The sequence below is a fragment of the Halanaerobium sp. ST460_2HS_T2 genome (assembly GCF_003337665.1).
Lineage (GTDB): Bacteria > Bacillota > Halanaerobiia > Halanaerobiales > Halanaerobiaceae > Halanaerobium > Halanaerobium kushneri.
This window is the reverse complement of sequence record NZ_QPJF01000004.1, coordinates 19870-42381: the sequence shown is the minus strand read 5'-3', so window position 1 is coordinate 42381 and position 22512 is coordinate 19870. Positions and strand designations below refer to the sequence as shown.

Annotated in this window: 22 protein-coding genes; all 22 read left to right on the top strand. The window is 34.8% G+C overall.

Annotated features, from left to right (window positions below; translation table 11 throughout):
• The 22 genes from DFR80_RS02850 to rimM all read left to right on the top strand — a co-directional run bounded on the left by DFR80_RS02850 (position 1) and on the right by rimM (position 22503).
• The gene (locus DFR80_RS02850; protein ID WP_076543591.1) at positions 1 to 855 is read left to right on the top strand and encodes an NAD(+)/NADH kinase; all 855 of its coding nucleotides are present in this window, start codon (positions 1 to 3) and stop codon (positions 853 to 855) included.
• 24 nt (positions 856 to 879) lie between these two features.
• The gene (gene recN / locus DFR80_RS02845; protein WP_076543590.1) at positions 880 to 2559 is read left to right on the top strand and encodes a DNA repair protein RecN; all 1680 of its coding nucleotides are present in this window, start codon (positions 880 to 882) and stop codon (positions 2557 to 2559) included.
• 86 nt (positions 2560 to 2645) lie between these two features.
• Positions 2646 to 3434 (top strand): sporulation transcription factor Spo0A, encoded by a 789-nt coding sequence (gene spo0A / locus DFR80_RS02840; protein WP_076543589.1) that lies wholly within the window; start codon positions 2646 to 2648, stop codon positions 3432 to 3434.
• A gap of 13 nt (positions 3435 to 3447) precedes the next feature.
• Entirely contained in the window at positions 3448 to 3981 is a 534-nt protein-coding gene (locus tag DFR80_RS02835) for an NUDIX hydrolase (protein WP_076543588.1), read from the top strand.
• Positions 3981 to 5165: an endonuclease Q family protein gene (locus DFR80_RS02830; RefSeq protein WP_114489152.1), complete on the top strand. Its 1185-nt coding sequence runs from the start codon at positions 3981 to 3983 to the stop codon at positions 5163 to 5165. The genes DFR80_RS02835 and DFR80_RS02830 overlap by 1 nt, the downstream gene beginning before the upstream one ends.
• 37 nt (positions 5166 to 5202) lie before the next feature.
• Positions 5203 to 6306 carry an aminopeptidase gene (locus DFR80_RS02825; RefSeq protein WP_076543586.1) on the top strand — a complete coding sequence of 368 codons (1104 nt, stop codon included), beginning with the start codon at positions 5203 to 5205 and terminating at the stop codon, positions 6304 to 6306.
• A 13-nt stretch (positions 6307 to 6319) separates the two neighbouring features.
• Entirely contained in the window at positions 6320 to 7132 is an 813-nt protein-coding gene (locus tag DFR80_RS02820; RefSeq protein WP_076543585.1) for a purine-nucleoside phosphorylase, read from the top strand.
• 15 nt (positions 7133 to 7147) lie between these two features.
• Positions 7148 to 8452, top strand: a complete 1305-nt coding sequence (locus DFR80_RS02815; RefSeq protein ID WP_114489151.1) for a pyrimidine-nucleoside phosphorylase — start codon at positions 7148 to 7150, stop codon at positions 8450 to 8452.
• A gap of 22 nt (positions 8453 to 8474) precedes the next feature.
• Positions 8475 to 9803, top strand: coding sequence for a nicotinate phosphoribosyltransferase (locus tag DFR80_RS02810; RefSeq protein ID WP_076543583.1), 1329 nt, complete (start codon positions 8475 to 8477; stop codon positions 9801 to 9803).
• 67 nt (positions 9804 to 9870) lie between these two features.
• Positions 9871 to 11502: a CCA tRNA nucleotidyltransferase gene (locus DFR80_RS02805; protein ID WP_114489150.1), complete on the top strand. Its 1632-nt coding sequence runs from the start codon at positions 9871 to 9873 to the stop codon at positions 11500 to 11502.
• Between the two features lie 43 nt (positions 11503 to 11545).
• Positions 11546 to 12187: a site-2 protease family protein gene (locus DFR80_RS02800; RefSeq protein ID WP_076543581.1), complete on the top strand. Its 642-nt coding sequence runs from the start codon at positions 11546 to 11548 to the stop codon at positions 12185 to 12187.
• Positions 12188 to 12204: 17 nt separating this feature from the next.
• Positions 12205 to 12933, top strand: coding sequence for a ScpA family protein (locus tag DFR80_RS02795; protein WP_076543580.1), 729 nt, complete (start codon positions 12205 to 12207; stop codon positions 12931 to 12933).
• 4 nt (positions 12934 to 12937) lie between these two features.
• Positions 12938 to 13615 carry an SMC-Scp complex subunit ScpB gene (gene scpB, locus DFR80_RS02790; protein ID WP_084566042.1) on the top strand — a complete coding sequence of 226 codons (678 nt, stop codon included), beginning with the start codon at positions 12938 to 12940 and terminating at the stop codon, positions 13613 to 13615.
• Between the two features lie 34 nt (positions 13616 to 13649).
• Entirely contained in the window at positions 13650 to 14360 is a 711-nt protein-coding gene (locus DFR80_RS02785; protein WP_076543579.1) for a pseudouridine synthase, read from the top strand.
• 148 nt (positions 14361 to 14508) lie between these two features.
• Positions 14509 to 14769: a stage V sporulation protein S gene (locus DFR80_RS02780; RefSeq protein WP_076543578.1), complete on the top strand. Its 261-nt coding sequence runs from the start codon at positions 14509 to 14511 to the stop codon at positions 14767 to 14769.
• 70 nt (positions 14770 to 14839) lie between these two features.
• A complete protein-coding gene (smc, locus tag DFR80_RS02775; protein WP_114489149.1) occupies positions 14840 to 18448 on the top strand; it encodes a chromosome segregation protein SMC in 3609 nt (1202 codons plus the stop codon).
• A complete protein-coding gene (ftsY, locus tag DFR80_RS02770; protein WP_114489148.1) occupies positions 18449 to 19372 on the top strand; it encodes a signal recognition particle-docking protein FtsY in 924 nt (307 codons plus the stop codon).
• A 339-nt stretch (positions 19373 to 19711) separates the two neighbouring features.
• Entirely contained in the window at positions 19712 to 20056 is a 345-nt protein-coding gene (ylxM, locus tag DFR80_RS02765; RefSeq protein WP_076543575.1) for a YlxM family DNA-binding protein, read from the top strand.
• Positions 20057 to 20068: 12 nt separating this feature from the next.
• Positions 20069 to 21409, top strand: coding sequence for a signal recognition particle protein (gene ffh, locus DFR80_RS02760; protein WP_076543574.1), 1341 nt, complete (start codon positions 20069 to 20071; stop codon positions 21407 to 21409).
• Positions 21410 to 21458: 49 nt separating this feature from the next.
• Positions 21459 to 21722: a 30S ribosomal protein S16 gene (gene rpsP, locus DFR80_RS02755; RefSeq protein WP_076543573.1), complete on the top strand. Its 264-nt coding sequence runs from the start codon at positions 21459 to 21461 to the stop codon at positions 21720 to 21722.
• 19 nt (positions 21723 to 21741) lie between these two features.
• Positions 21742 to 21969: a KH domain-containing protein gene (locus DFR80_RS02750; protein ID WP_076543572.1), complete on the top strand. Its 228-nt coding sequence runs from the start codon at positions 21742 to 21744 to the stop codon at positions 21967 to 21969.
• Positions 21970 to 21990: 21 nt separating this feature from the next.
• Positions 21991 to 22503 (top strand): ribosome maturation factor RimM, encoded by a 513-nt coding sequence (gene rimM / locus DFR80_RS02745; protein WP_076543571.1) that lies wholly within the window; start codon positions 21991 to 21993, stop codon positions 22501 to 22503.
• Positions 22504 to 22512 lie beyond the last annotated feature (9 nt).

Here is a 22512-nt window from a genome sequence, read left to right as displayed (position 1 = left end):
ATGGATAAAGCTGCGTTAATAATTAATTTGGATAAAAAAGAAGCTTTTACTGTTGCTGAAAGAGCTATCGAATGGTTTAAAAATAAAGACAAAAAATTTTTAATTGAAAAAAGGGCTGCATTTCAACTGGATCAGAAGCAAAGAGCAGCTGATTATCAAAAGATAAAACGAGAAGCTGATTATATTATAATCATCGGAGGGGACGGAACTTTTTTACATAGTTCTCATCATTTTATTGGCAGCGAGATTCCTCTTTTAGGAATCAATGTAGGTCATCTTGGTTTTTTAACCGATGTAGAAACCGAAGAATTAACTAAAGCTTTAGAAATGATTGATAACAATAACTATAATATAGAAAAAAGAATGATGCTTCAGACAGAACATTATCGCAGTGAAAAAAAAATTAACAGCAGTTATGCTCTTAATGATTATGTGATCAATAGAGATCCCGATTCACAGATGCTTAAAATCGAACTTTATATTAATAATGAACTTGTTAATAATTTTAGAGGAGATGGTCTAATCATTGCTTCTCCAACTGGATCCACTGCCTACTCTCTTTCGGCAGGAGGCCCAATAATCAATCCGCGTCAGATTAAGGCAATATTAATAACTCCAATCTGCCCTCATAATCTTCATCTGCGACCAATGGTAATTTCACCTGAAGAAAGAATTAGGATTAGAGTTGACAGTGATGGTCGTTCTGTTAAGGGCTGTGCAGATGGCAGACAAAAAAATGAAATTATACCTGGGGATGAAATTTATATTAGTGGAGCAGATCAGGAATTGTCAATTATAAAATTGCCGGATAGAACATTTTATACAACTGTAAAAGAAAAAATGCATCTTGCCTAATTGAACTGACAGGAGGATAAAAATATGCTCAGTGATTTACAGGTTAAAAACTTTGCCTTAATTAATAAGGTCAATATCAATTTTAAACAGGGTTTAAACATTTTGAGTGGAGAAACCGGTGCCGGTAAGTCAATAATAATTGGTGCTCTTGATCTTCTGCTGGGTGCCAGAGCAAATAGTGATATAATTCGCAGTGGTAAAAAAGCAGCCTATATTTCTGCTTTTTTTCAGCCTGAAGAGCTTAAAATTATCAATGATATATTAACTGAAACCGGTATTGAACAGGAAGAAAATGGGATATTGATTGCCAGAGAAATTAGGGAGAATGGTCGCAATAGAACATTAATAAATGGTCAGCTTGCTACTCTAAAAATTGTTAAAAAAATTAGTCGTTATTTAATTGATATTCACGGTCAGCATGAACATCAATTACTTTTAGATCAGGGTTCTCATTTGATGATCCTTGATGCCTTTATTGGTGACAAGATAACTCACTTAAAAGCTGAAATTAATAATTTATACCAGGAATTACTTGATCTCAGAAATGAACTTTCAGAAATTGAAATAGATGATGCTCAGAGAGCCAGAGAGCTGGATATTATTAATTTTCAGATTGAAGAAATTGAAGCGGCGGGTCTTGAAGCTGGAGAATATGAAAAGTTAAAAGATGAATATAAAACATTATCTCACGGTGAAGAAATCTATCGAGTTATTACAGAAATAATGTCATCTCTAAGTGGTGATAACTATAAAGATCAGGGAATAATGGATCGCCTTTCTATTTTGAAAAATAAATTCGAAGAAGTCGAAGATTATAACCAGGAACTAAAAGAACTTAACAAAAAATTTACAGATATCTATTATAGTCTGGAAGAATTTAGCTTTGATCTGGCAGATTTTGAAAGTTCTTTTGCTTATGATGAAGAAAGAATATCAATACTAAGTGATCGCCTGGATTTGATAAATACACTTTTGAGAAAATATGGTGAAGATGTAGAAACTGTAATCTCTTATTTACAGGAACTTTATCAAAAAAGAGATAAATTAGAAAATGTTGAAGAAAAAATTGTCTCTTTAACCAAAAAAGAAGAAAATTTAATTCAGCGTTTAAAAGTAAAATCAGGCAAATTATCTGAGACCAGAAAAAAGCATGCTAAAAATTTAGAAGTTCAGCTTAAAAATGAATTAAAAGATCTGGCAATGGAAGATGTTAGATTTGAAGTTAGTTTTACCGAAAAAGAAATTTCGGCAGTTGGTACTGATCGGATTGAATTTTTGATTTCACCCAATAGAGGTGAGGATTTAAAACCACTTTCAAAAATTGCCTCTGGAGGCGAACTATCCCGAATAATGCTTTCTTTAAAAACCATTACAGCCGCTCTGGATCAGGTTGATACTTTAATTTTTGATGAGGTTGATAGTGGTGTTGGTGGTAAGACAGCAGCTAAAATGGCGGCAAAACTTACCCAGATCTCAAATGATCGCCAGATTATCTGTATTACACATTTACCACAGCTAGCCAGTGCAGCAAATCATCATTTTTTAATCAAAAAAGAAAAGGGAGAAAATAGGACTTTCACTAAGATTCATAGTTTAGACAGAGCCGAAAGAATTAGAGAGATTGCCAGGATGATCGGTGGGACAACGATTACTGACAAAACTTTGGCTCATGCAGAGGAGATGCTGTTACTGGCCAATAAATAGGGAGATATAATAATTTAGATTGGGAGCAAAAAAAATTTTCAGCAGGGACTGAAAATGTTTTTTTAAATAATTGAGGGGGAAATAAATTGGAGAAAACTATTGATGTTTTGATTGTTGATGATAATAAGGAATTTTGTCAGCTGCTGGCTGAATTCTTTTCTGAAAAAGACGATTTTAATGTTCTTGAAATGCTTTATGATGGTGAACAGGCTCTGGATTATCTCGAAAATAAAAAACAACCTGATGTTTTAATTTTAGACTTAATTATGCCTCATCTGGATGGTATTGGAGTTTTAGAAGAGTTAAACTCACAGGAATTAATAGATGAGATGAAGATTATTGCTTTAACTGCAATGGGTCATGATAAAATTATGAAAACAGTTCTTGAACTTGGTGTCCATTATTATATTATGAAACCTTTTGATCTTGATAGATTAAGTCAGCGAATAAAACAGTTAATGGATCAAAACACTGTAATAGCTGATAACATAAGAGTTCAAGAAGCAAAATTAGAAGTTGAAAATGGAAATTACAAACCACTAATTACTCAAATTATTCAGGAGCTTGGGATACCAGCTCATATTAAAGGTTATCGTTATGTAAGACAGGCTGTTGAACTTGTAATCAAAGATATGGATTTACTGGGAGCTGTTACAAAAGAGTTGTATCCCCAGGTGGCAGAAAACTTTGATTCTACTCCCAGCCGAGTGGAGAGAGCTATCAGACATGCAATTGATGTTGTCTGGCAGCGGGGTAATCAAAGAGCTCTGGAAAAATATTTTAAAAACAATATAAAAGAAAATGCTAAGCCAACCAATTCTCAATTTATTGCCAGAATTGCAGATAAAATTATGGTTGATTTAAAAGTTTCATAAATGGAGGCCTATAATGCAGATAAAAAAAGAAAAAAAGATTTCAGGTAAAACAATTTATGCGGGCAATATTTTAAAATTATACCGGGATGAAGTTGAATTTCCAAATCAACACAGATCCACCAGGGAAGTAGTTGAACATAGTGGAGGTGTTTCTATACTGGCAGAAAATGAAAAGTCTGAGGTTTTATTAATCAAACAGTATAGATATCCTGTTGATGAGGTTATTTATGAAATTCCAGCTGGAAAGTTGGAGCCGGCTGAAGAAATAGTGGATTGTGCCAAAAGAGAGCTGAGGGAAGAGACGGGTTATGATGCTGAAAAATTTACAAAACTATTTGAATTTTTCCCTACTCCCGGTTACAGTACTGAAACTATTTACATTTATCAGGCTGAAAATTTAAATTTTGTTGGTAGAGATTTAGAAGAGGGAGAATATATTGAAGTTGTTCCTAAAAGCAGAAAAGAGTTAAAGGAACTTCTTTTAAATGGAAAAATTAAAGATAGTAAAACTTTAATTGCAATAATGTATTATCTTGGTGATTTTTAATGTTAAAGAAATACTTTGCAGACTTACATATTCATATTGGCGGTGGCAGTGATGGGAGTCCGGTTAAAATTACTGCTTCCAGAAAATTAAACTTTCCTAATATTTTAAAAGAAGCAGCTTTTAAAAAAGGGCTTAATATTATTGGTATTATTGACTGTGCTTCTCCAGTGGTGTTAAACGATATTGATAAAATGCTGGCTGCAGGAGAAATGAGGGAGCTCTCCAGTGGTGGAATTCTTTATCAGGATCAGCTTTTGGTACTACCAGGAGCCGAAATTGAAAGTAGAGAAAAAAATGGTGGGCAGGTACATTATCTGGCTTTCTTTCCAAAGATAAAACAGATTAAAAATTTTAGTACCACAATGGATAACTATATTACTAATATAACTTTAAGTTCTCAGGCTGCAAGTTTGACAGGCAAAGAACTTTTAAAAATTATAGAATATCATGGTGGAATAATGATACCTGCTCACATATTTACCCCCCACAAAAGTTTTTACGGTAGAGCCTTTAGTAATTACAGAGAAGTTTTTACTGAAGCAGAATGGGATAAAATACCAGCAATTGAACTGGGACTTAGTGCTGATACTTTGATGGCGGATTTGTTGCCTGAACTAGGCAGCAAAACTTTCCTGAGTAATTCTGATGCTCATTCACTTCCTAAAATTGCTCGAGAATATAATATTATGGAACTAGAATCTCTAGATTTTGAATCGGTTCTAAAGGCACTCAAAAGAGAATCAGGAAATCGGATTAGCAAAAATTATGGTTTAAATCCTGAACTGGGGAAATACCACCGAACATACTGTGAAAAATGTGACACTATTTTTAGTGGTCCAGAGGCAGTGTTAGATTGTCCAGAGTGTGATTCTGATAAAATTATTACTGGAGTAAAGGATAGGATTTTAGAGATAGCAGAAAATAAAGTTCCCCAACATCCAGAGCACAGACCGGATTATATTTATCAGGTACCACTTCTGGATATTCCTGGTATTGGCAAAAAAACTGCAGCTAAACTTTTTGAAAATTGTGGTACAGAAATGGATGTTATTCATAATTTATCTCAGGCTGAACTGAAGGATTGTATGAGTTCCAGGATTTTTCAGAAAATAAAAAAAGCCCGTCAGCATGATTTTGATTTTAAATCCGGTGGCGGTGGAACTTATGGTCAAGTGATTTTTTGAGATTGATTATTATAAAATAAAGAAAGAAGGTTAAATGATGGCAGATAATAAATTAAGCAAATATGCCGAATTACTTGTTGATTATTCACTTGCAGTAAAAAAAGGTGATCAGGTTTTAATTCAGGGTGAAGATATCAGTCAGGATTTGATTAAAGAAGTTTATAAGGAAGTACTAAAAAAGGGTGGTCACCCGCTGGTAATAACTAAATTTGCCGAACAGGAAGAGTTGTTTTATAAATATGCAGCTGAAGAACAGCTTGACTACAGTGCTCCTTTTACTAAATACCTAATGGAAAATGTAGATGCCTCTTTAAGGATTCTGGGACATAATAATACTAAAAATCTGGCAGGAGTTGACCCTGAAAAAATTAAAAGACATTCGATTGCCCGCAAAGAGATTAGTGAAATTGTAATGAACAGAGCTGCAGAAGGTACATTAAACTGGAATATCTGTCAGTTTCCGACTCACGCTGATGCTCAGGAAGCAGGTATGTCTTTAGGTGACTATCGTGAATTTGTTTATCAGGCCTGTCATCTGGATAAAAAAGATCCAGTAGCTTATTGGACAGAATTTGGTAAAGAGCTGGAAAGAATAGCTAAAATTTTAAATCAAAAAGATGAACTTCATTTTATTTCTGAAGCGACAGATTTAAAATGCAGGGTTGGGGGCAGAACCTGGGTTGCAGATAAGGGTAAAGAAAATTATCCAGGTGGTGAAGTTTTTACCGGCCCAATTGAGGACAGTGTTGAAGGCAAAATTAGATTCTCTTTCCCCGGTATCTATAGTGGTAAAGAAATTGAAGATATTCAATTAGAATTTAAAAATGGCAAAGTAATCAACGCTTCAGCAGCTAAAGGCGAAAAATTGCTGCACTCACTACTGGATACAGACGAAGGATCTCGCTATGTAGGGGAAGTAGCAGTAGGCTGTAATAAAGGTATTACCCAGTTTACTAGAAATATGTTATTTGATGAGAAAATTGGAGGTACTATCCACTTAGCACTTGGCCGCAGTTATCCAGAGACAGGTGGGAAGAATATTTCTACAATTCATTGGGATATGCTCTGTGATATGAAGGATGGCGGAGAAATTTATGCTGATGGAGAATTGATCTATCGTGATGGTAAATTTATAATTTAATGGAGGTTTTAAAATGATTGAAGAGATAAAAAATAACGCTGAGATTATTACTGAGAAGATTGATTATAGGCCGGAAGTTGGACTTATTTTAGGTTCAGGCCTGGGAGTAATGGCTGAAGAAATTGAAAATCCTGTTTATATAGATTATGGTGAGCTTAATAATTTTCCGATTTCTACTGTAGAAGGACATGCTGGTCGCTTTGTAATTGGTGAGTTGGAAGGAAAAAAAGTTATCGCTATGCAGGGCAGAACCCATTATTATGAAGGTTATTCTATGCAGGAATTGGTAATGCCGGTTAGAATTATGAAGGAAGTTGGAATTGAAAAACTGATTTTAACCAATGCTGCAGGTGGAGTTAATGAAGAGTTTTCTGCGGGTGAGTTTATGATAATTTCTGATCATATTAATTTAATGGGAGATAACCCGCTAATTGGGGAGAATTTTGCTGAATTTGGTCCTCGTTTTCCTGACATGTCAGAGGCATATAACAAAGAACTGATCGAAGTAGCAGAAAATGTTGCCAGGGAAAATGGTATCTTAACTAGAAAGGGAGTTTATGCTGCCGAATCAGGTCCGAGTTATGAAACACCAGCTGAGATTAAATTTTTAAGAACAATTGGAGCTGATGCAGTTGGGATGTCTACAGTTCCGGAAGTTATTGCTGCAAACCATATGGGGCTGGGAATTGTTGGTGTATCCTGTATAACTAATATGGCAGCGGGGGTTTTGCCGCAGCCGCTTGATCATAAAGAAGTGGTAGAGATTGCAGAAAAAGTAAGACCTGATTTTATCAAATTAATGAGCGGTATTATTAAAAATATTTAGCAGGAGGGTTTAATGATGCGTGCATATGATATAATATATAAAAAAAGAGAAGGTCAAAAATTGAATAAAGAAGAACTGGAATTTTTAATCAATGGTTATGTTGCGGAAAATATTCCAGATTATCAAATGTCAGCCTGGGCAATGGCGGTTTATTTTCAGGGGATGGATGCTGAAGAGACAGCCAATTTGACCATGCTGATGGCTAAATCGGGTGATATGATAGACTTAAGTCCCATAAAAGGTACCAAGGTTGATAAGCACAGCACTGGAGGTGTGGGGGATACTACTACCCTTGTTTTAGCACCACTGGTGGCTTCAGCCGGAATTCCAGTTGCAAAAATGTCCGGTCGTGGTCTGGGCCATACCGGTGGAACAATAGACAAGCTTGAGTCAATTCCTAAATTTAATACTTCACTTAGTAGAGATAAATTTTTTGATAATGTAAATCAGCATGGAGTAGCTGTTGTAGGACAGACCGGTAATCTGACCCCAGCAGATAAAAAGCTTTATGCTTTAAGAGATGTAACAGCTACTGTCGAGTCTATTCCGCTGATTGCAAGCAGTATTATGAGCAAAAAGCTTGCAGGAGGAGCAGATGCAATTGTGCTGGATGTTAAAACAGGTAATGGTGCTTTTATGAAAGACCTTAAAAGTGCTAAAAAGCTGGCGGAAGCAATGGTTGAAATCGGAAAAGAGCTGGGAAGAGATACAGCCGCCTATATAACTGATATGAATCAACCATTGGGTAATGCTGTCGGTAATGCACTAGAAGTCAAAGAAGCAATTAAAACACTGCAGGGAAAAGGCCCGGAAGATTTAACCGAGTTATGTATTGAACTTGGTTCAGGTATGCTGCAGCTTGCAGGTAAGGTTAAAGATACAGAAGAAGGTAAAAATATTTTAAGAGAAAAATTAAATAACGGTCAGGCCTTAGCTAAATTTGCAGAAATGATAACAGCTCAAGGTGGTAATTCAGAGGTGGTAGAAGACTTATCACTGCTTCCAACTGCAGATGCTACTTTTGAAGTAAAAGCGGAAAGATCAGGTTATGTTTCGGAAATTAAAGCTTTAGATGTTGGAGTAGCTGCAATGATTTTGGGTGCTGGACGTGAAAATAAAGAATCTAAAATAGATCTCGCTGTTGGTTTAGAGCTTAATAAAAAAATCGGAGATCAGGTAAGTAAGGGCGATACTCTGGCTATTCTTCACTATAATAATAAGAAGAATCTGGAAGAAGCCAAACAAAAACTATTAAAAGCATTTACAATTACAGAGGCAGAAAAAGAGAAAAACAAATTAATATATGAGATAATTAAATAAGTATATTTTTAGAGGTGAGTTTATGACTATTTTTAATGGTGAGCGTCTGGAGACTGAATTATTCCAGTTAGACAGAAAAAGAATGGCCGAGGGCTGGTATTCAGATGTTTATTTTCGAAATATTGCAGGTATTTTAACTGCCTTATCTGAAGAAGGATATCAGTTTAAGGAACAGGATATTGGAAATATTGAAGTGGAAATGCAGATTTTCCCCAGACGACAGCCATTTTGTATTCTAGGTGGTATAGATGAGGCACTTTCAATTTTAAAAACTGCAACTGGTTATAAAGATGAAGCTGGAAACTTTGTAAATACTTCTTCAAATCTTGAAGTAGAAGCCTGTCATGATGGTGAGAAAGCTTATTATAAGGGTAATCCCCATAATGTTGATCCAGTTATTAAAATTAGAGGTAGGTATCGTGATTTTTCGATTTTAGAAACTCCTATGCTCGGTTCATTAACTGAGGCTTCGAGAATTGCTACAAATGTCTATCAGGTTATGGTTGCTGCCCGGGGAAAGGATATTTTATTCTTCCCGGCCAGATTTACTCATTATAAGTCGCAGGCTATGCATGGTTATGCTTATTCTTTAGGTGTTAATGCATATAATAATGAATATGGAACTAATACGCAGCGCTATATTTCTACAGATGAACAGGGAGCCTGGTGGGGAGGTAAGGGTGGAGGAACAATAAGCCATTCTTATGTAGCTTCATTTTTAGGGGATACTGCAGAAGCTATGCTGCAGTTTTGCCGTCTGATGCCGCTTAATGTAAATCGAATTGCTCTGGTAGACTTTGATAATGACTGTGTTAATACCAGTCTTGAGGTTCTAAAATCAATGTTTGATAAATACCTTGATTTGTTGAAAAATGGTCGGGAAGAAGAAGCAAAAAAATACAAATTATTTGGAGTCAGACCTGATAATTCTTCGGACTTAAGGGATAAGAGTGTTGAGCCTCTTGGAAAAAAAGAACTCGATAATGGTGTTAATGCCAGATTGATTTTTAATCTGCGCAATGCTCTGGATAATGCCTATAAGGACTGGGATTTAAGACCTGAGGATCTGGAAATGGCTAAAAATTACTGTCGGGAAGTAAAAATCATTGCAACTGGTGGTTTTAAACCAGCTAAAATTGACCGGTTTGAATCATCTCAAGTACCGGTTGATATTTATGGAGTGGGCAGCTGGCTTTTATCGAACTGTTCCTGTGAAGGTACAAAAAATGATTTTACAGCTGATGTAGTTAAGGTTAAAGTTGATGGAGAGTGGATTGATCTGGCAAAGGTAGGTCGTTCACCTGCAGATAATTCAAAACTGGAAAAAATCGATCTGAGTGAAATCCAATAAAGAGATAAAATTTGATTATAATTCAGGCTGTCTCTTTGGAGACAGTCTTTTAAAGTGGTGACTAATTATGAAAAATAAAAATGATTTGTTAAATAAGCTTCTTAATTCAATGGCCGAAGAATATTTTAGTTTTAATAATAAAATAATTAAGGTTAATAATTTAAAAGAAGTAGATTTTCAAAAGATTGCTCTTAAAATTGATAAAGAAGACCAGAAATATTATATAGAAAATAATTATCTAATTGATCAGGATAATGTATATTTTAATAAAGAAAGTGTAAATTTGTTAAAGTATAAAATTCAATTTTTAGGCAAGATTAAATCCGGTCAGCATAAAGTACCTTATCTTAATAACTACAGATATCAGAGTCTCAGTATTGATCTTGATAAAGGACTCGATTTATTAAAGAAATATCAAAAAAACAATCATAATCAGGCTTCATTTCTTCATTATAAATCAAATTTATTAGCAGAACTTCCGGAAGAAAGGAAAGAACTTTTACTGAAACTTGCTGCAGAAGCGGCCGAACTTGGCTATAATCTTTATCTGGTTGGAGGACAGGTAAGAGATTTATTGATTAATCTGCCTTTAAATAAAGATCTAGATCTTTTACTCGATGGTGATTTAAAAGAATTTTTTGATCATTTAGAAGAAAAATTTGGCTATCAGTATGATTATAATAATAAATTTTCTACTGGCTTTTTGCACAATGAATACGGATATTCTATAGATATAGCAAGCTGTCGAGAAGAAAAGTATCATTTTCCGGGTTCTTTGCCTCTGGTAGAAAAGGCTGATCTTTTTTCCGATCTTTTTCGTCGAGATTTTACAATTAATACTTTAGTAATAGATTTACATCCAGATCGAAAAGGAATATTATATGATTTTTTTGGTGGAATTAATGATTTAAAAAATGGCATTTTAAAAGTTCTTCATAATTATAGTTTTCGAGATGATCCCTTAAGAATTTTGAGAGGGATTCGTTTTCAAATATTAAAGGATTTTAAATTGAGTGCAGAAACAGTGGAATTAAGCAGACGTTCCTTAAAAAATTATGATTATCATAAACTTGCACTGGAAAGAGTTTTTACAGAACTGGCATATTTATTTGATTCTAAAAGAGATATTTCTCAGTTTTCTTCTATACTGCTAAATCAGATTCCAGTTTTAAAGTTAATAAAAGATAATTTTGAATTTAACAGCAGTATCGATGCTAATTTTCTTAAAGGAGAAAAAATGCTTGCTTTAAGTAGGGAAAAAGAAGTTGAAGTGAACCATTTTCTTGTCAGATTAATGATTTTGTTTTATAATAGTAAAGAAAGAATAATTAAATCCTGGCCACTTTCGATTCCTGAAAAAAAGACTTTTATTCGTAAAAATTGGCAGGATTTAAATGCTTCTGTTTTTGATCTTAAAGATCCTGCTTTAAGATTTAGAGAGCTGGAATCCTATCAGCCTGAGGAATTAATTATGTTTACTGTGCAAAATTTTAAACAGGAATATGTGGAAGAAATATTTAGTCATCTCCAGCAGAGAGATGAAATAGAAATCCCTATCTCCGGTCATGATTTACTGGAAATGGGAGTTGCTCAGGGCCCGGAAATTAGAGAGTATCTGCTGGAAGTGCGGGATCAGATACTCCGCAGGCAGATTAGTAGTCGCAGAGAGGCATTGGAATATTTAAAAGAGATTATATAAATTAGGTAGATTTTTTAAAAGCTAAATTTTGAGAGGTGAAATAATGAGTACAATTTATGAATTATTATTATTAATACCCGTGCTGTTACTTTCTTTATCCTTACACGAGTTTATGCACGGTTATATATCATATAAACTTGGAGATCCAACCCCTAAATCGCAGGGGAGATTAACTTTAAATCCACTGGCTCATTTAGATCCCATTGGTAGTCTGGTTTTAATTTTAACCAGACGTTTTGGCTGGGCCAAACCGGTTCCGATTAATCCGAATTACTATAAAAATCCAAGGCGAGGAATGATGCTGGTTAGTCTGGCTGGTCCAGGGTCAAATTTTTTTCTGGCAGCTTTATTTGCTCTAATAGCAAGAGTAATAGTATTCTTTAGTTCAGCCAGTTTATATCAACTGCAAGCAGCTGGCTATGGAAATCTTGTCCAGACATTTTTTGTTTTCTTTCAACTGGCAGTAATTATAAATTTAAGTCTTGGTTTTTTTAATTTATTACCAGTGCCACCACTGGATGGTTCGAAAATTTTAATGGGTATTTTACCACCTAAATTTGATAAATATATCCGCAAACTGGAAGGGCCTTACGGAATGGTTTTGCTATTGCTTTTGGCCTATACCGGCATTCTCTGGAGCATTATTGGTCCACTGGTTAATACAATCTACGGAATCTTACTCTAAGCGAAAGAGGTTAATTTATGGATTATAAACTAGTACTGGATGACTTTGAGGGACCACTTGAACTTTTATACCAGCTGGTCAAAAAAAATGAAATTGATATCAGTGAAGTCTCACTTGCTAGAATTACTGATCAGTATCTTGACTATTTAGATCAGATGCGGGAATTTGACATAGATCTGGCAAGTGAATTTCTAATTATAGCAGCAGAATTAATAGAGATCAAGATTAAAGCACTTCTGCCTCAGGAAGAGGAAAGTGAGGAAGAAGAGAGTGAACACGAATTAATTACCCGCCTCCGGGAATATGAATTATTTAAAAATATTGCTCAGATGTTAAAAGAATGGGAAGAAGAGGCTGGCAATCGTTACCGGGCCCAGGTGGATATAGAAGAATTAATGCCGGAAATGCTGCAGGTAGATCTGGAAATTTCTGTGTCTAAATTACATGAACTGGTTATTAAAGCATTAACTGCCGAAAAAGAAGAAGAAACAGAAGTTTTAAGAAACCCTAAACTGGAATATCTTAAAGAAGAAAAGTTTAATATCCGCAACAAGATTAGAGATATTTTGAAAGATATTAGGCGGGTCAACCAGGAAGTTTCATTTTTTCACTTAATAAAAGAAGAAAATAATCAGCTGGAAATAGTTGTTAGTCTCCTTGCTTTACTGGAACTGATGAAACGCAAAAGAATTAAGGTGGTTCAGGAAAATAATTTTTCTGATATCCGGATTAGTATGGAAAGGTGATTTAATGAGCGAAGACAATATAAGTTATCTCAGTGAAAAACGAAAAGAAAAAGCACAAAAAATACTGGAAAACCTTGGCTTTGAAGACTTAAAACCAAAGGATATCGCACTGGTAGAGGCCCTTATATTTAGCAGCAAGAAGAAACTTCCACGATCTGTAATTAAGGAGATAACTTCATTTTCAGAAGAAAAATTAGAAAGAGTAATTATATATTTAGAGCAAAAATATCAGGGGGGAGAATTTGGTATTCAGCTAAAGGAATATAATGACAGTTATTTATTCCAGACCAAAAAAGAGTTTGCCCGCGAGATAGAACAGCTATTTGATATCACTAAAGTATCTTCTCTTTCCACTGCTTCTATGGAAACCCTGGCAATTATTGCTTATAGACAGCCAGTAACACGTTCGGAAATTGAGGAAATTAGAGGAGTCAGTGTTGAGAGGACCTTAACTACTCTAAGTAAGTATGAGTTAATAGAAGAAGTTGGGAGAAAAGAAACTATTGGTAATCCGATTATTTATGGAACAACAGATCAATTTTTAGAATATCTGGATATTGAAGATTTAGCTGAACTACCAGAAATTGAAAGAGTAGAAAAATTATTTGCTGCAGAAATTGAAGAGGCAGCAGAAGAAGCTGCAGAAAAAAAGGAATTAGAAGCAGAGCAGGAAACAAACTAAAAAGTTTAAAATAATATAATTTTGAGGTGAAATAATGGAGAGACTGCAGAAAGTTATGGCCCATGCAGGGGTTGCTTCTCGCAGAAAATCGGAGGAAATTATAGCAGCAGGGAGAGTTAAAGTAAATGGACAAACTGTTACCGAAATGGGATTTAAGGTTGATCCAGAACAGGATGAAATAGTTGTTGATGGTGAGCTGATTAGTGAAGAGAAAAAAAGATATATTCTTTTAAATAAACCAGAAGGTTATATTACAACTGTATCTGATCCGGAAGGTCGACCTACTGTTATGGACTTAATTCCTGATTTAAAACAGCGTCTGTATCCAGCAGGAAGACTTGACTATGATAGTTCAGGACTCTTAATTATGACTAATGACGGTGATTTAACTTATAAATTAACTCATCCGAAAAAGGAAGTTGATAAAAAATATAGAGTTCTTGTGCAGGGAGAAATGAAAGAAGAAGATTTTAAAAAATTTGAAAATGGAATGATAATCGATGGACAAAAAACAGCACCTGCTAAAATATCAAATGTAAATCAGAAAAAAGATCAGACCGAGTTTGATATAATTATTCATGAGGGTAGGAACAGACAGGTTAGACGGATGGCCAAAATTGCTGGTTTTCCGGTCGTTTCACTGCAGCGAATTTCTTTTGCTTTTTTAACACTCAATGGTGTTAAAGAAGGTGAATTTAGATATCTAAATGACAGGGAAGTAACGAAATTGAAAAATATGCTTTAATTTAAGTAATAAAGAAGGAATAAGTACTTTAATCAAGAATTAAATAATTAGCTGTTTACATATTCTCAAGATTATTCTTAATAATCCTGAAGATTCTCCACCTGTTTTAAAAAATTATAATTACATTTAAGGGGGAGTTAAATTATTTATGGAAGAATTAAAGGTTTCATCAAATTCTGATCCAAAAGCTGTTGCTGGTGCTTTAGCAGCGGTTGTTAGGGAAGAAAAAAGGGTTGAGTTACAGGCGGTAGGAGCTGGAGCAGTCAATCAAACTATCAAAGCAATTGCGATTTCCCGGGGATATGTTGCTCCCAATGGAATGGACTTAATTATGATTCCTGCATTTGCTGAAATTGAAATCGATGGAGAAGAAAGAACAGCTATTAAATTTTTAGTTGAGCCGAGATAAATCACGATTTTTTAAAACCTATCCGTGAGGGTAGGTTTTTAAATGTAAAATCAGGCTACTTATAAGGTAGGTGGTTAATATTTTTCTTAAAAAAATTAGGCTTAAAGGATTTAAGTCTTTTGCCAGTAAAACTGATATAGAAATTGAAGAAAATATAACTGCTGTCGTAGGACCAAATGGCAGTGGTAAAAGTAATATTGTAGATGCTATCCGCTGGGTTCTGGGCGAGCAGAGTGCCAAAAATCTGAGGGGAAGCAGAATGGCTGATATTATTTTTTCTGGAAGTGAAGAATTAAACGCCAAAAAGAAAGCCAGTGTAACTCTATTTTTTGATAACTCCAGTGGAGACCTTCCTGTTGAAGGCAAAGAATTGACTTTAGGACGTGAGGTAAGAGATGATGGTCGCAGTGATTATTTAATCAATGGAGCTTCCTGCAGGTTAAAAGATATAGAAATGCTTTTAATGGATAGTGGTCTGGGTAGTGATGGTTATTCAATAGTTGGACAGGGAAGAATTGATTCAATCATTAAATCCAAGCCGGATAAAATGAGATTGTTTTTTGAAGAAGCTGCAGGAATTATGAAACATAAATCTCGTAAAGAAGAAGCCGAAAAAAGACTTGAAAATACTAATAATGATTTAAATAGAATTCATGATCTGGTGGATGAACTTGAAAAAAGACATGATCCTTTAAAAAATGCAGCTGAAAAAGCTAAAAAGTATAAAGGATTTAAAGAAGAACTTTCAGATTTAGAGATTAGCCTTTTAAATAAACAGTGGAAAAAAAATTCAGCTGAGTTCAAAGCATTGAGCAAAAATAGAGATGCTCAGCAGAAGACTTTAAATGAGAAACAGAGCTCCTATAATGCAATTTCTTATCAGCTTGATAATGATAAAGACAAGCTTAAAACTCTTAAAAATGAAAAGGAAGAGCTCAGTAATCGCTATTTTCAGAATCAGAATAAGGTTAATGAGATTAAAAATAACCTAAATGTTATGGAAGAAAGGAAAAATAATTACATAGAAAATAAAGAAAATCTAAAAAATAAAATTGCTGAGCTAAAAGAGGAACGACAAAGGCAGCAGGAAGAAGTTAAAGAGGCAGCAGAAAATTTTAAGCTGATAAATTCTGACCAGCAGAATATTGAAAATGAAATTGATAAATTAAAAAATAGCATTAGACAAAATCAGGAAAAAATTGAATCTCTAAAAAAGCAAATAAATTCTAAAGAAAATAAAATAGAAGCAAAAGAAATAAAAATACAGCAGGAAAATTCAGCACTGGAAAGATTAAAAGAAAGAGTTGAAATTTCTAATGATCGGCTGCAGGAAATATCTTTAGATCAAAATCAGATAGATCAAAAAATTGAAAAGGAATCTGCTCGTACCTCAAGAATCAAAGAAGAGCTGGCTTCAGTTAGAACTAAGATTGAAAAAAAGAAGCAGCTATTAGAAACTCTAAAAGAAAAAATCCGAAAAGAAGATCAGGCTCTGGAAGCAGGTAAAGATCAGCTTTTAGAGACAAAGGAGAATTATCAGCATTATAATTCTCGTCTGCAGTTAATGGAAGAAATGCAGGAAAGTTATGAAGGTTATTATAATGGTGTGCGCAGCATTTTAGAAAAACGAGAACAGTTTAGTGGTTTAATTGATGTAGTGGCCGAAATAGTCTCAGTTAAAGCCGAATACGAAGAAGCTATAGAAACTGCACTTGGAGCCAAAATGCAGAATATTATTGTCGAAGATGATCAGACAGCTAAAGATGCAGTAAGCTACCTAAAGAAAAATAACAGAGGGCGAGCAACTTTTTTACCACTTAATATGGTTAATGGTTCCCGGCTTAGTGATCGTTATTTAAATCAATTGAGAAATCAGAAAGGATTTATTGGTCTGGCAGTTGATCTGGTAGATTTTCCGGAGCGCCTGGAAAATATATTCAACTTTCTTTTAGGTCAAATTGTAGTCAGTGATAATCTTGACCATGCTGTTAAGATGGCGAAAAATATTAAGCGCAGTTTTCGAATTGTTACCACAGAAGGAGATGTTGTATATCCCGGTGGTGCTATTTCTGGTGGAAGCAGCTCCAGTAACAGCAGAGATTTAATCGGCCGCAGTCGAAAAATTGAAGAGCTAAAATTGCGCAAAAACAAACTGCAGCAAAAAGGAAAATCACTTGTCCAAAAACTGGAAAATAACAAAAAAGAACTTGACCAAAAAAGGGAAAAATTAGAGCTTTTAAAATCAGAACTTCAGTCTTTAAAAATGGAAGAAAACAATATTATAAATGATAAAAATAGAGCTGAAGAAAATTTAAAAGAATTAAAATCAGACAGGAATTTAAGACAGAATAATTTTTCTGAGTTGGATAATAGTCTTAAAGATAACAAAGAAACAATTAAAATTAAGCAGCAAAACATTGAAGAATTCAGAATAGAGATTAAAAATTTGAATAGTGAAATCAATGATCTAAAAGCCGCTTTTAAAATAAAAAAAGAAAATCTTGCAGAACTGGAACCTCAGTTAAAAGAATTAGAGCTGGATGGGGCCAGAATTTCGGAAAAAAGAAATAATGCGCAGGAAAAGTTGTCTGATAGAAAGCGCGCTTTAGAGTTAAAAGAGAAAGAAATAAAAGAGCGAAAAAAAGAGATTGATGAGATTAGCAGTGATCTGGAAAGAATCGCTGATCGTAAAATTAGACTTCAGCAGCAGAAAACGAAATTGGAGTCTGAGGGTGAAGAGCTGAAGCAGAAAAAAAATAATTTAACAATTGAAGTTAAAAATCTGGAAAAAAAAGTTGAAACCAAGGAAAAAGAAGCAAAAGAACTGCAGCAGCAGTTAAACAAGGTTAAAGATGATTTTCACCAGCTTGATTTAAAATATACCAAGCTAGATGACAAATTAGAAAACATTAAATCAATTTTAATTAATGATTATGAACTTAAACCGAATGAGATTGATGAAAATAAATTAATTGAAATTACAGATGAAGATGAGGCAGAAGCAGAGGCTAAAATTCATGATTTAAAAAAGAAGATGGACAGCCTGCATCCGGTTAATGAAGCAGCTGTAGAAGAATTTGCTGAACTAAAGGAAAGACTTGATTATCTGCATGAACAGCAGGCTGACTTAAAACATGCCCGGAATTCAATTGAACTTGTGATTTCGGATATTGAGGAATCTATGGAAAAAATGTTTGCAGATACTTTTTATCAGGTCAAGGAAGAGTTTTCTAAGGTTTTTAAAGCCCTTTTTCAGGGAGGGAAAGCAGAACTTAAGTTAACTGATCCAGACGAACTTTTAACAACAGGGGTGGAAATCCATGCTCAACCGCCGGGAAAGAGTTTAAAAAGTTTATCTCTGCTCTCAGGTGGTGAGAGGGCTTTAACAGCGATTGCCTTAATTTTCGCCTTTATTCAGGTTAAACCAAGTCCTTTTTATGTTCTGGACGAAATAGATGCTCCTCTGGATGATGTTAATATTGTTCGATTTGCCAGTTTTATTAAAAAGTATGCAAAGGTAGCACAGTTTATTATCATCACTCACCGACGTTATATGATGACTGAAGTTGATTCGCTTTACGGTGTGACTATGGAAAAATCTGGTGTATCTCGTCTGGTTTCTTTAAAGTTAGACCAGGCAGAGGAATTTAATGATAATTATATCAAGGAGGCTTTATAAGTGGGATTTTTACAGAGATTAAAGGATGGGCTTAAAAAAACAAAGGAAAGTTTTGTAAATCAGGTAACAAATATTTTTACCGGCAGAACAAATATTGATGATGAACTATTTGAAGAGTTGGAAGAGGTTTTAATTCAGGCAGATGTAGGTGTTAAAACCACTTTTACCTTAATTGAAAAATTAAAAGAAGATGTAGAAGAAGAAGAAATTACTGAACCAGAAGAACTAATGGATTATTTTCAAAAAGAACTGCAGAGTCTGCTGCAGAATGACGAGGGCGGCTTTAAATTCGATAAAGATCTTAATATTATCATGGTAGTCGGTGTTAATGGTGCCGGAAAAACTACTACAATTGCTAAAATTGCGGGCCGGCATAAAGAAGAGGGTAAAAAGGTAATGCTGGCAGCAGGTGATACCTTTAGAGCGGGTGCAATTGAACAGCTCCAGATCTGGGGAGACCGTCTGGGAGTTAATGTGATTGCTCAGCAGGAAGGTTCTGATGCAGCGGCAGTTGCTTATGATGCTGTCCAGTCTGCCAGAGCTAAAGAAGTAGATCTTTTAATTGTCGATACAGCCGGCCGCCTGCACACCCAGACTAACTTAATGGAAGAGCTCAAAAAAGTTAAAAGAGTAATCGATAGAGAGGCAGCAGAAATAAAAGCTGGAGTTGAAGTTCTGCTGGTATTAGATGCAACAACCGGCCAGAATGCTATTTCTCAGGCTAAATTATTTAATGATGCTGTAGAAGTTGATGGGGTTGCTCTAACCAAACTTGATGGAACTGCCAAGGGTGGTATTGTAATTGCAGTTAAAAATGAACTGGATATTCCAATTAAACTGATTGGAGTTGGAGAGGCAGCAGAAGACCTGCAGAACTTTGATCCAGAAGAATTTATAGAGGCACTTTTCAGCAGTGAAGAGTAGATAGGTCAGTTATTTAGAGTATTAGAGAAATAAAATATCTGCCTGACTTTCTCCTCCAGATATTTAAAAAGAGAGTTTTGCAAGCTTAAAATTTCAAAACTTAATTAAAAATTTAATTAAAGACAGGAGGTGCTGATCAAGAAGGTAGTCTGATTTTGAATGAATATAAATTTTTAGTGCTACAAAAAAGTTAATTTGGAGATTTAGATAATTTTTTCTGGGCTCAATCTTAACCTATTAAAAAATTTAAGGATGTTTTGAAATTTTAGCTTGACAAAAGCTCCAAAATATCATATACTATCACCTGTGTTAAGTAAATTAACTTTACAGGTGATTTTTTTGCTAAAGAAAACAATTAAAATTACAATGTTATTTGACTTTTACGGCTCTTTGCTGACAGAAAAGCAGCAAAAGATTATTAAAAGCTACTTCTATAATGATTTATCTCTTTCTGAGATTGCTGATAATATAGGGATCAGTCGTCAGGGAGTTTATGACCATCTACATAGAAGTGAGGAGAGCCTGGAAGATTATGAAGCCAAGCTCGGGCTTTTAAAAAAATATAATAAGATCAGAACAAATATAAATGATTTAGAAGAGATGATGACGGCTAAGGGTATTTTAGCTGCAGACCAGAATCAGGATCTGCGCAAAAAACTGGAATCGATTAAATCGATCCTCTAGAGGAGGTAAAATATGATTTTTTCAAATCTCGCTGAAAAACTGCAGGATACCTTTGATAAGTTAAGAGGGAAGGGTAAACTGACAGAAAAAGATGTTAAGACTGCTCTTAAAGAGGTTAAGATGGCCCTCTTGGAAGCAGATGTTAATTATAAAGTTGTAAAAAACTTTATTTCTAAAATTGAAGAGAGAGCTGTTGGTAAGGAAGTTATGGATAGTTTAACTCCCGGACAGCATGTTATTAAGATTGTTAATGAAGAAATGCAGGAACTAATGGGTGGCAGTAAAGAAGATATTGCTATTGCACCTGAACCACCTACAATTATTATGATGGTTGGTCTTCAGGGTTCAGGTAAAACTACCAGTGCTGGTAAACTGGCCCGTAAATTATCAAAGGATGGTAAGAGTCCTTTATTAGTTGCTGCAGATGTTTACCGGCCTGCTGCTATCAGACAGCTTCAGGTTCTGGGAGAAAGACTTGATTTACCCGTATTTTCGATGGGAGAAGACAGTGATCCGATTGATATTGCAAAGGGAAGTATTAACTATGCTTCTTCTCACAACTGTGATACTATTATTCTTGATACAGCAGGACGTCTGCATATTGATCAGGATATGATGGAAGAATTGGAGTCTATTAAGTCTACAGTTGAACCGGATGAAATTCTACTTGTTGTAGATGCAATGACAGGTCAGGATGCTGTAAATGTAGCTAAAAACTTTGATCAGCGCCTTGACGTAGATGGAATAGTTCTAACCAAAATGGATGGTGATGCCCGTGGTGGTGCTGCTTTATCTATTAAGGCAGTCACAGGTAAACCAATAAAATTTGCTGGTACAGGCGAAAAACTTGCTGATTTAGAAACTTTTCATCCAGATCGGATGGCATCACGTATTCTGGGAATGGGAGATGTTTTAAGTTTAATCGAAAAGGCAGAAAAGAGCATTGATAAGGAAAAGGCTCAGGCACTGGAAGAGAAGCTCAGAAAAAATGAATTCACTTTAGAAGATTTTATGGAGCAGATGGACCAGGTGAGAAATATGGGACCGATGGATGAAATACTGGGTATGATTCCCGGCTTAGGTGGAGCCAAACAGCTTAAAAATATGCAGGTTGATGATAAACAGCTTGATTATATCGAGGCAATAATTTCATCAATGACACCAGAAGAAAGAAGAGATCCTGAGGTTATTAATGGCTCACGCCGTAAGCGAATTGCTCAGGGTAGTGGAACCAGTATTCAGGAAGTAAATCGCCTTTTAAAACAGTTTAGGCAGACTAAAAAAATGATGAAACAGTTAAACAGCGGTAAAATGAAAAAAGGTGGAGGTTTCAATCTGCCATTTTTCAATTAAATAAATAGACTTGTAATTTTTATTATTAACGGAGGGAGGTGTTTGATAGATGGCAGTTAAGATTCGTTTAAAAAGAATGGGAAGTAAGCGTAATGCATCATACAGAGTTATTGTTTCTGATTCCAAGAGAGCTCCTCAGGGATACTTTGTTGAGGAATTAGGTTTCTATGACCCTACAACTGAACCAGAAACATATAATATTGATGAAGAAAAAGCACTCAAGTGGTTAAATAATGGTGCAAAGCCTTCAGATACAGTTAAGACTTTATTAAAGAAGTCAGGTGTTATGGCTAAGTACCACGGTAATGAGTAATTAAAAGGAGGTTTTCTCCATGGAAGAATTGATAAAATTTATTGCCGAATCCATAGTAGACAATCCTTCTGAAGTCTCAGTTAACAGGGTTGAAGATAACAATTCGATAACAATTGAGCTTTCGGTTGCAGATGAAGATATGGGTAAGGTCATTGGTAAGAGAGGCCGAATTGCAAAAGCAATTAGAACCGTTGTTAATGCTGCAGCTGCTAAAGAAGGAACAAAAGTAAGGGTTGATATTAAATAATTTTTCAGGCTGGTGAAATAATTGAGTGATAATTACTTAGTAATTGGAATAATTACTCGTTTCCAGGGAAATAAAGGAGAAGTTAGGGTTAAGGCAACCACCGACATTCCGGAGCGATTCTTTGATTTAGATACAGTCTATCTTAAAAGAGGAGATGAGCTTAAGGAACTGGAGATAGAGTATATTCGTTTCCATAAACAATTTGTAATAATAAAGTTTTTTGACATTAATTCAATTAATGAAGCAGAAGAACTTAAAAATTATCAGGTTTTAATTGATGAGTCTGAAAAATATTTACTTCCAGAAGATAACTTTTATGTCGATGATTTAATAGACTGTGAGGTCTATCTTGCATCCGGCAGCTATCTGGGAAAATTAATAGATGTTATTGACACTTCAGGCACAGATATTTTTTTGGTCAAAGGCAAGGATAAAGAATATATGCTGCCTGCCAGTCGGGAAATGATTTTAGAAATTGATCTTGAAAACAAAAAAATTATTGTTGATCCTATCCCGGGGATCTTAGATCTTTAGGAGCTGAAT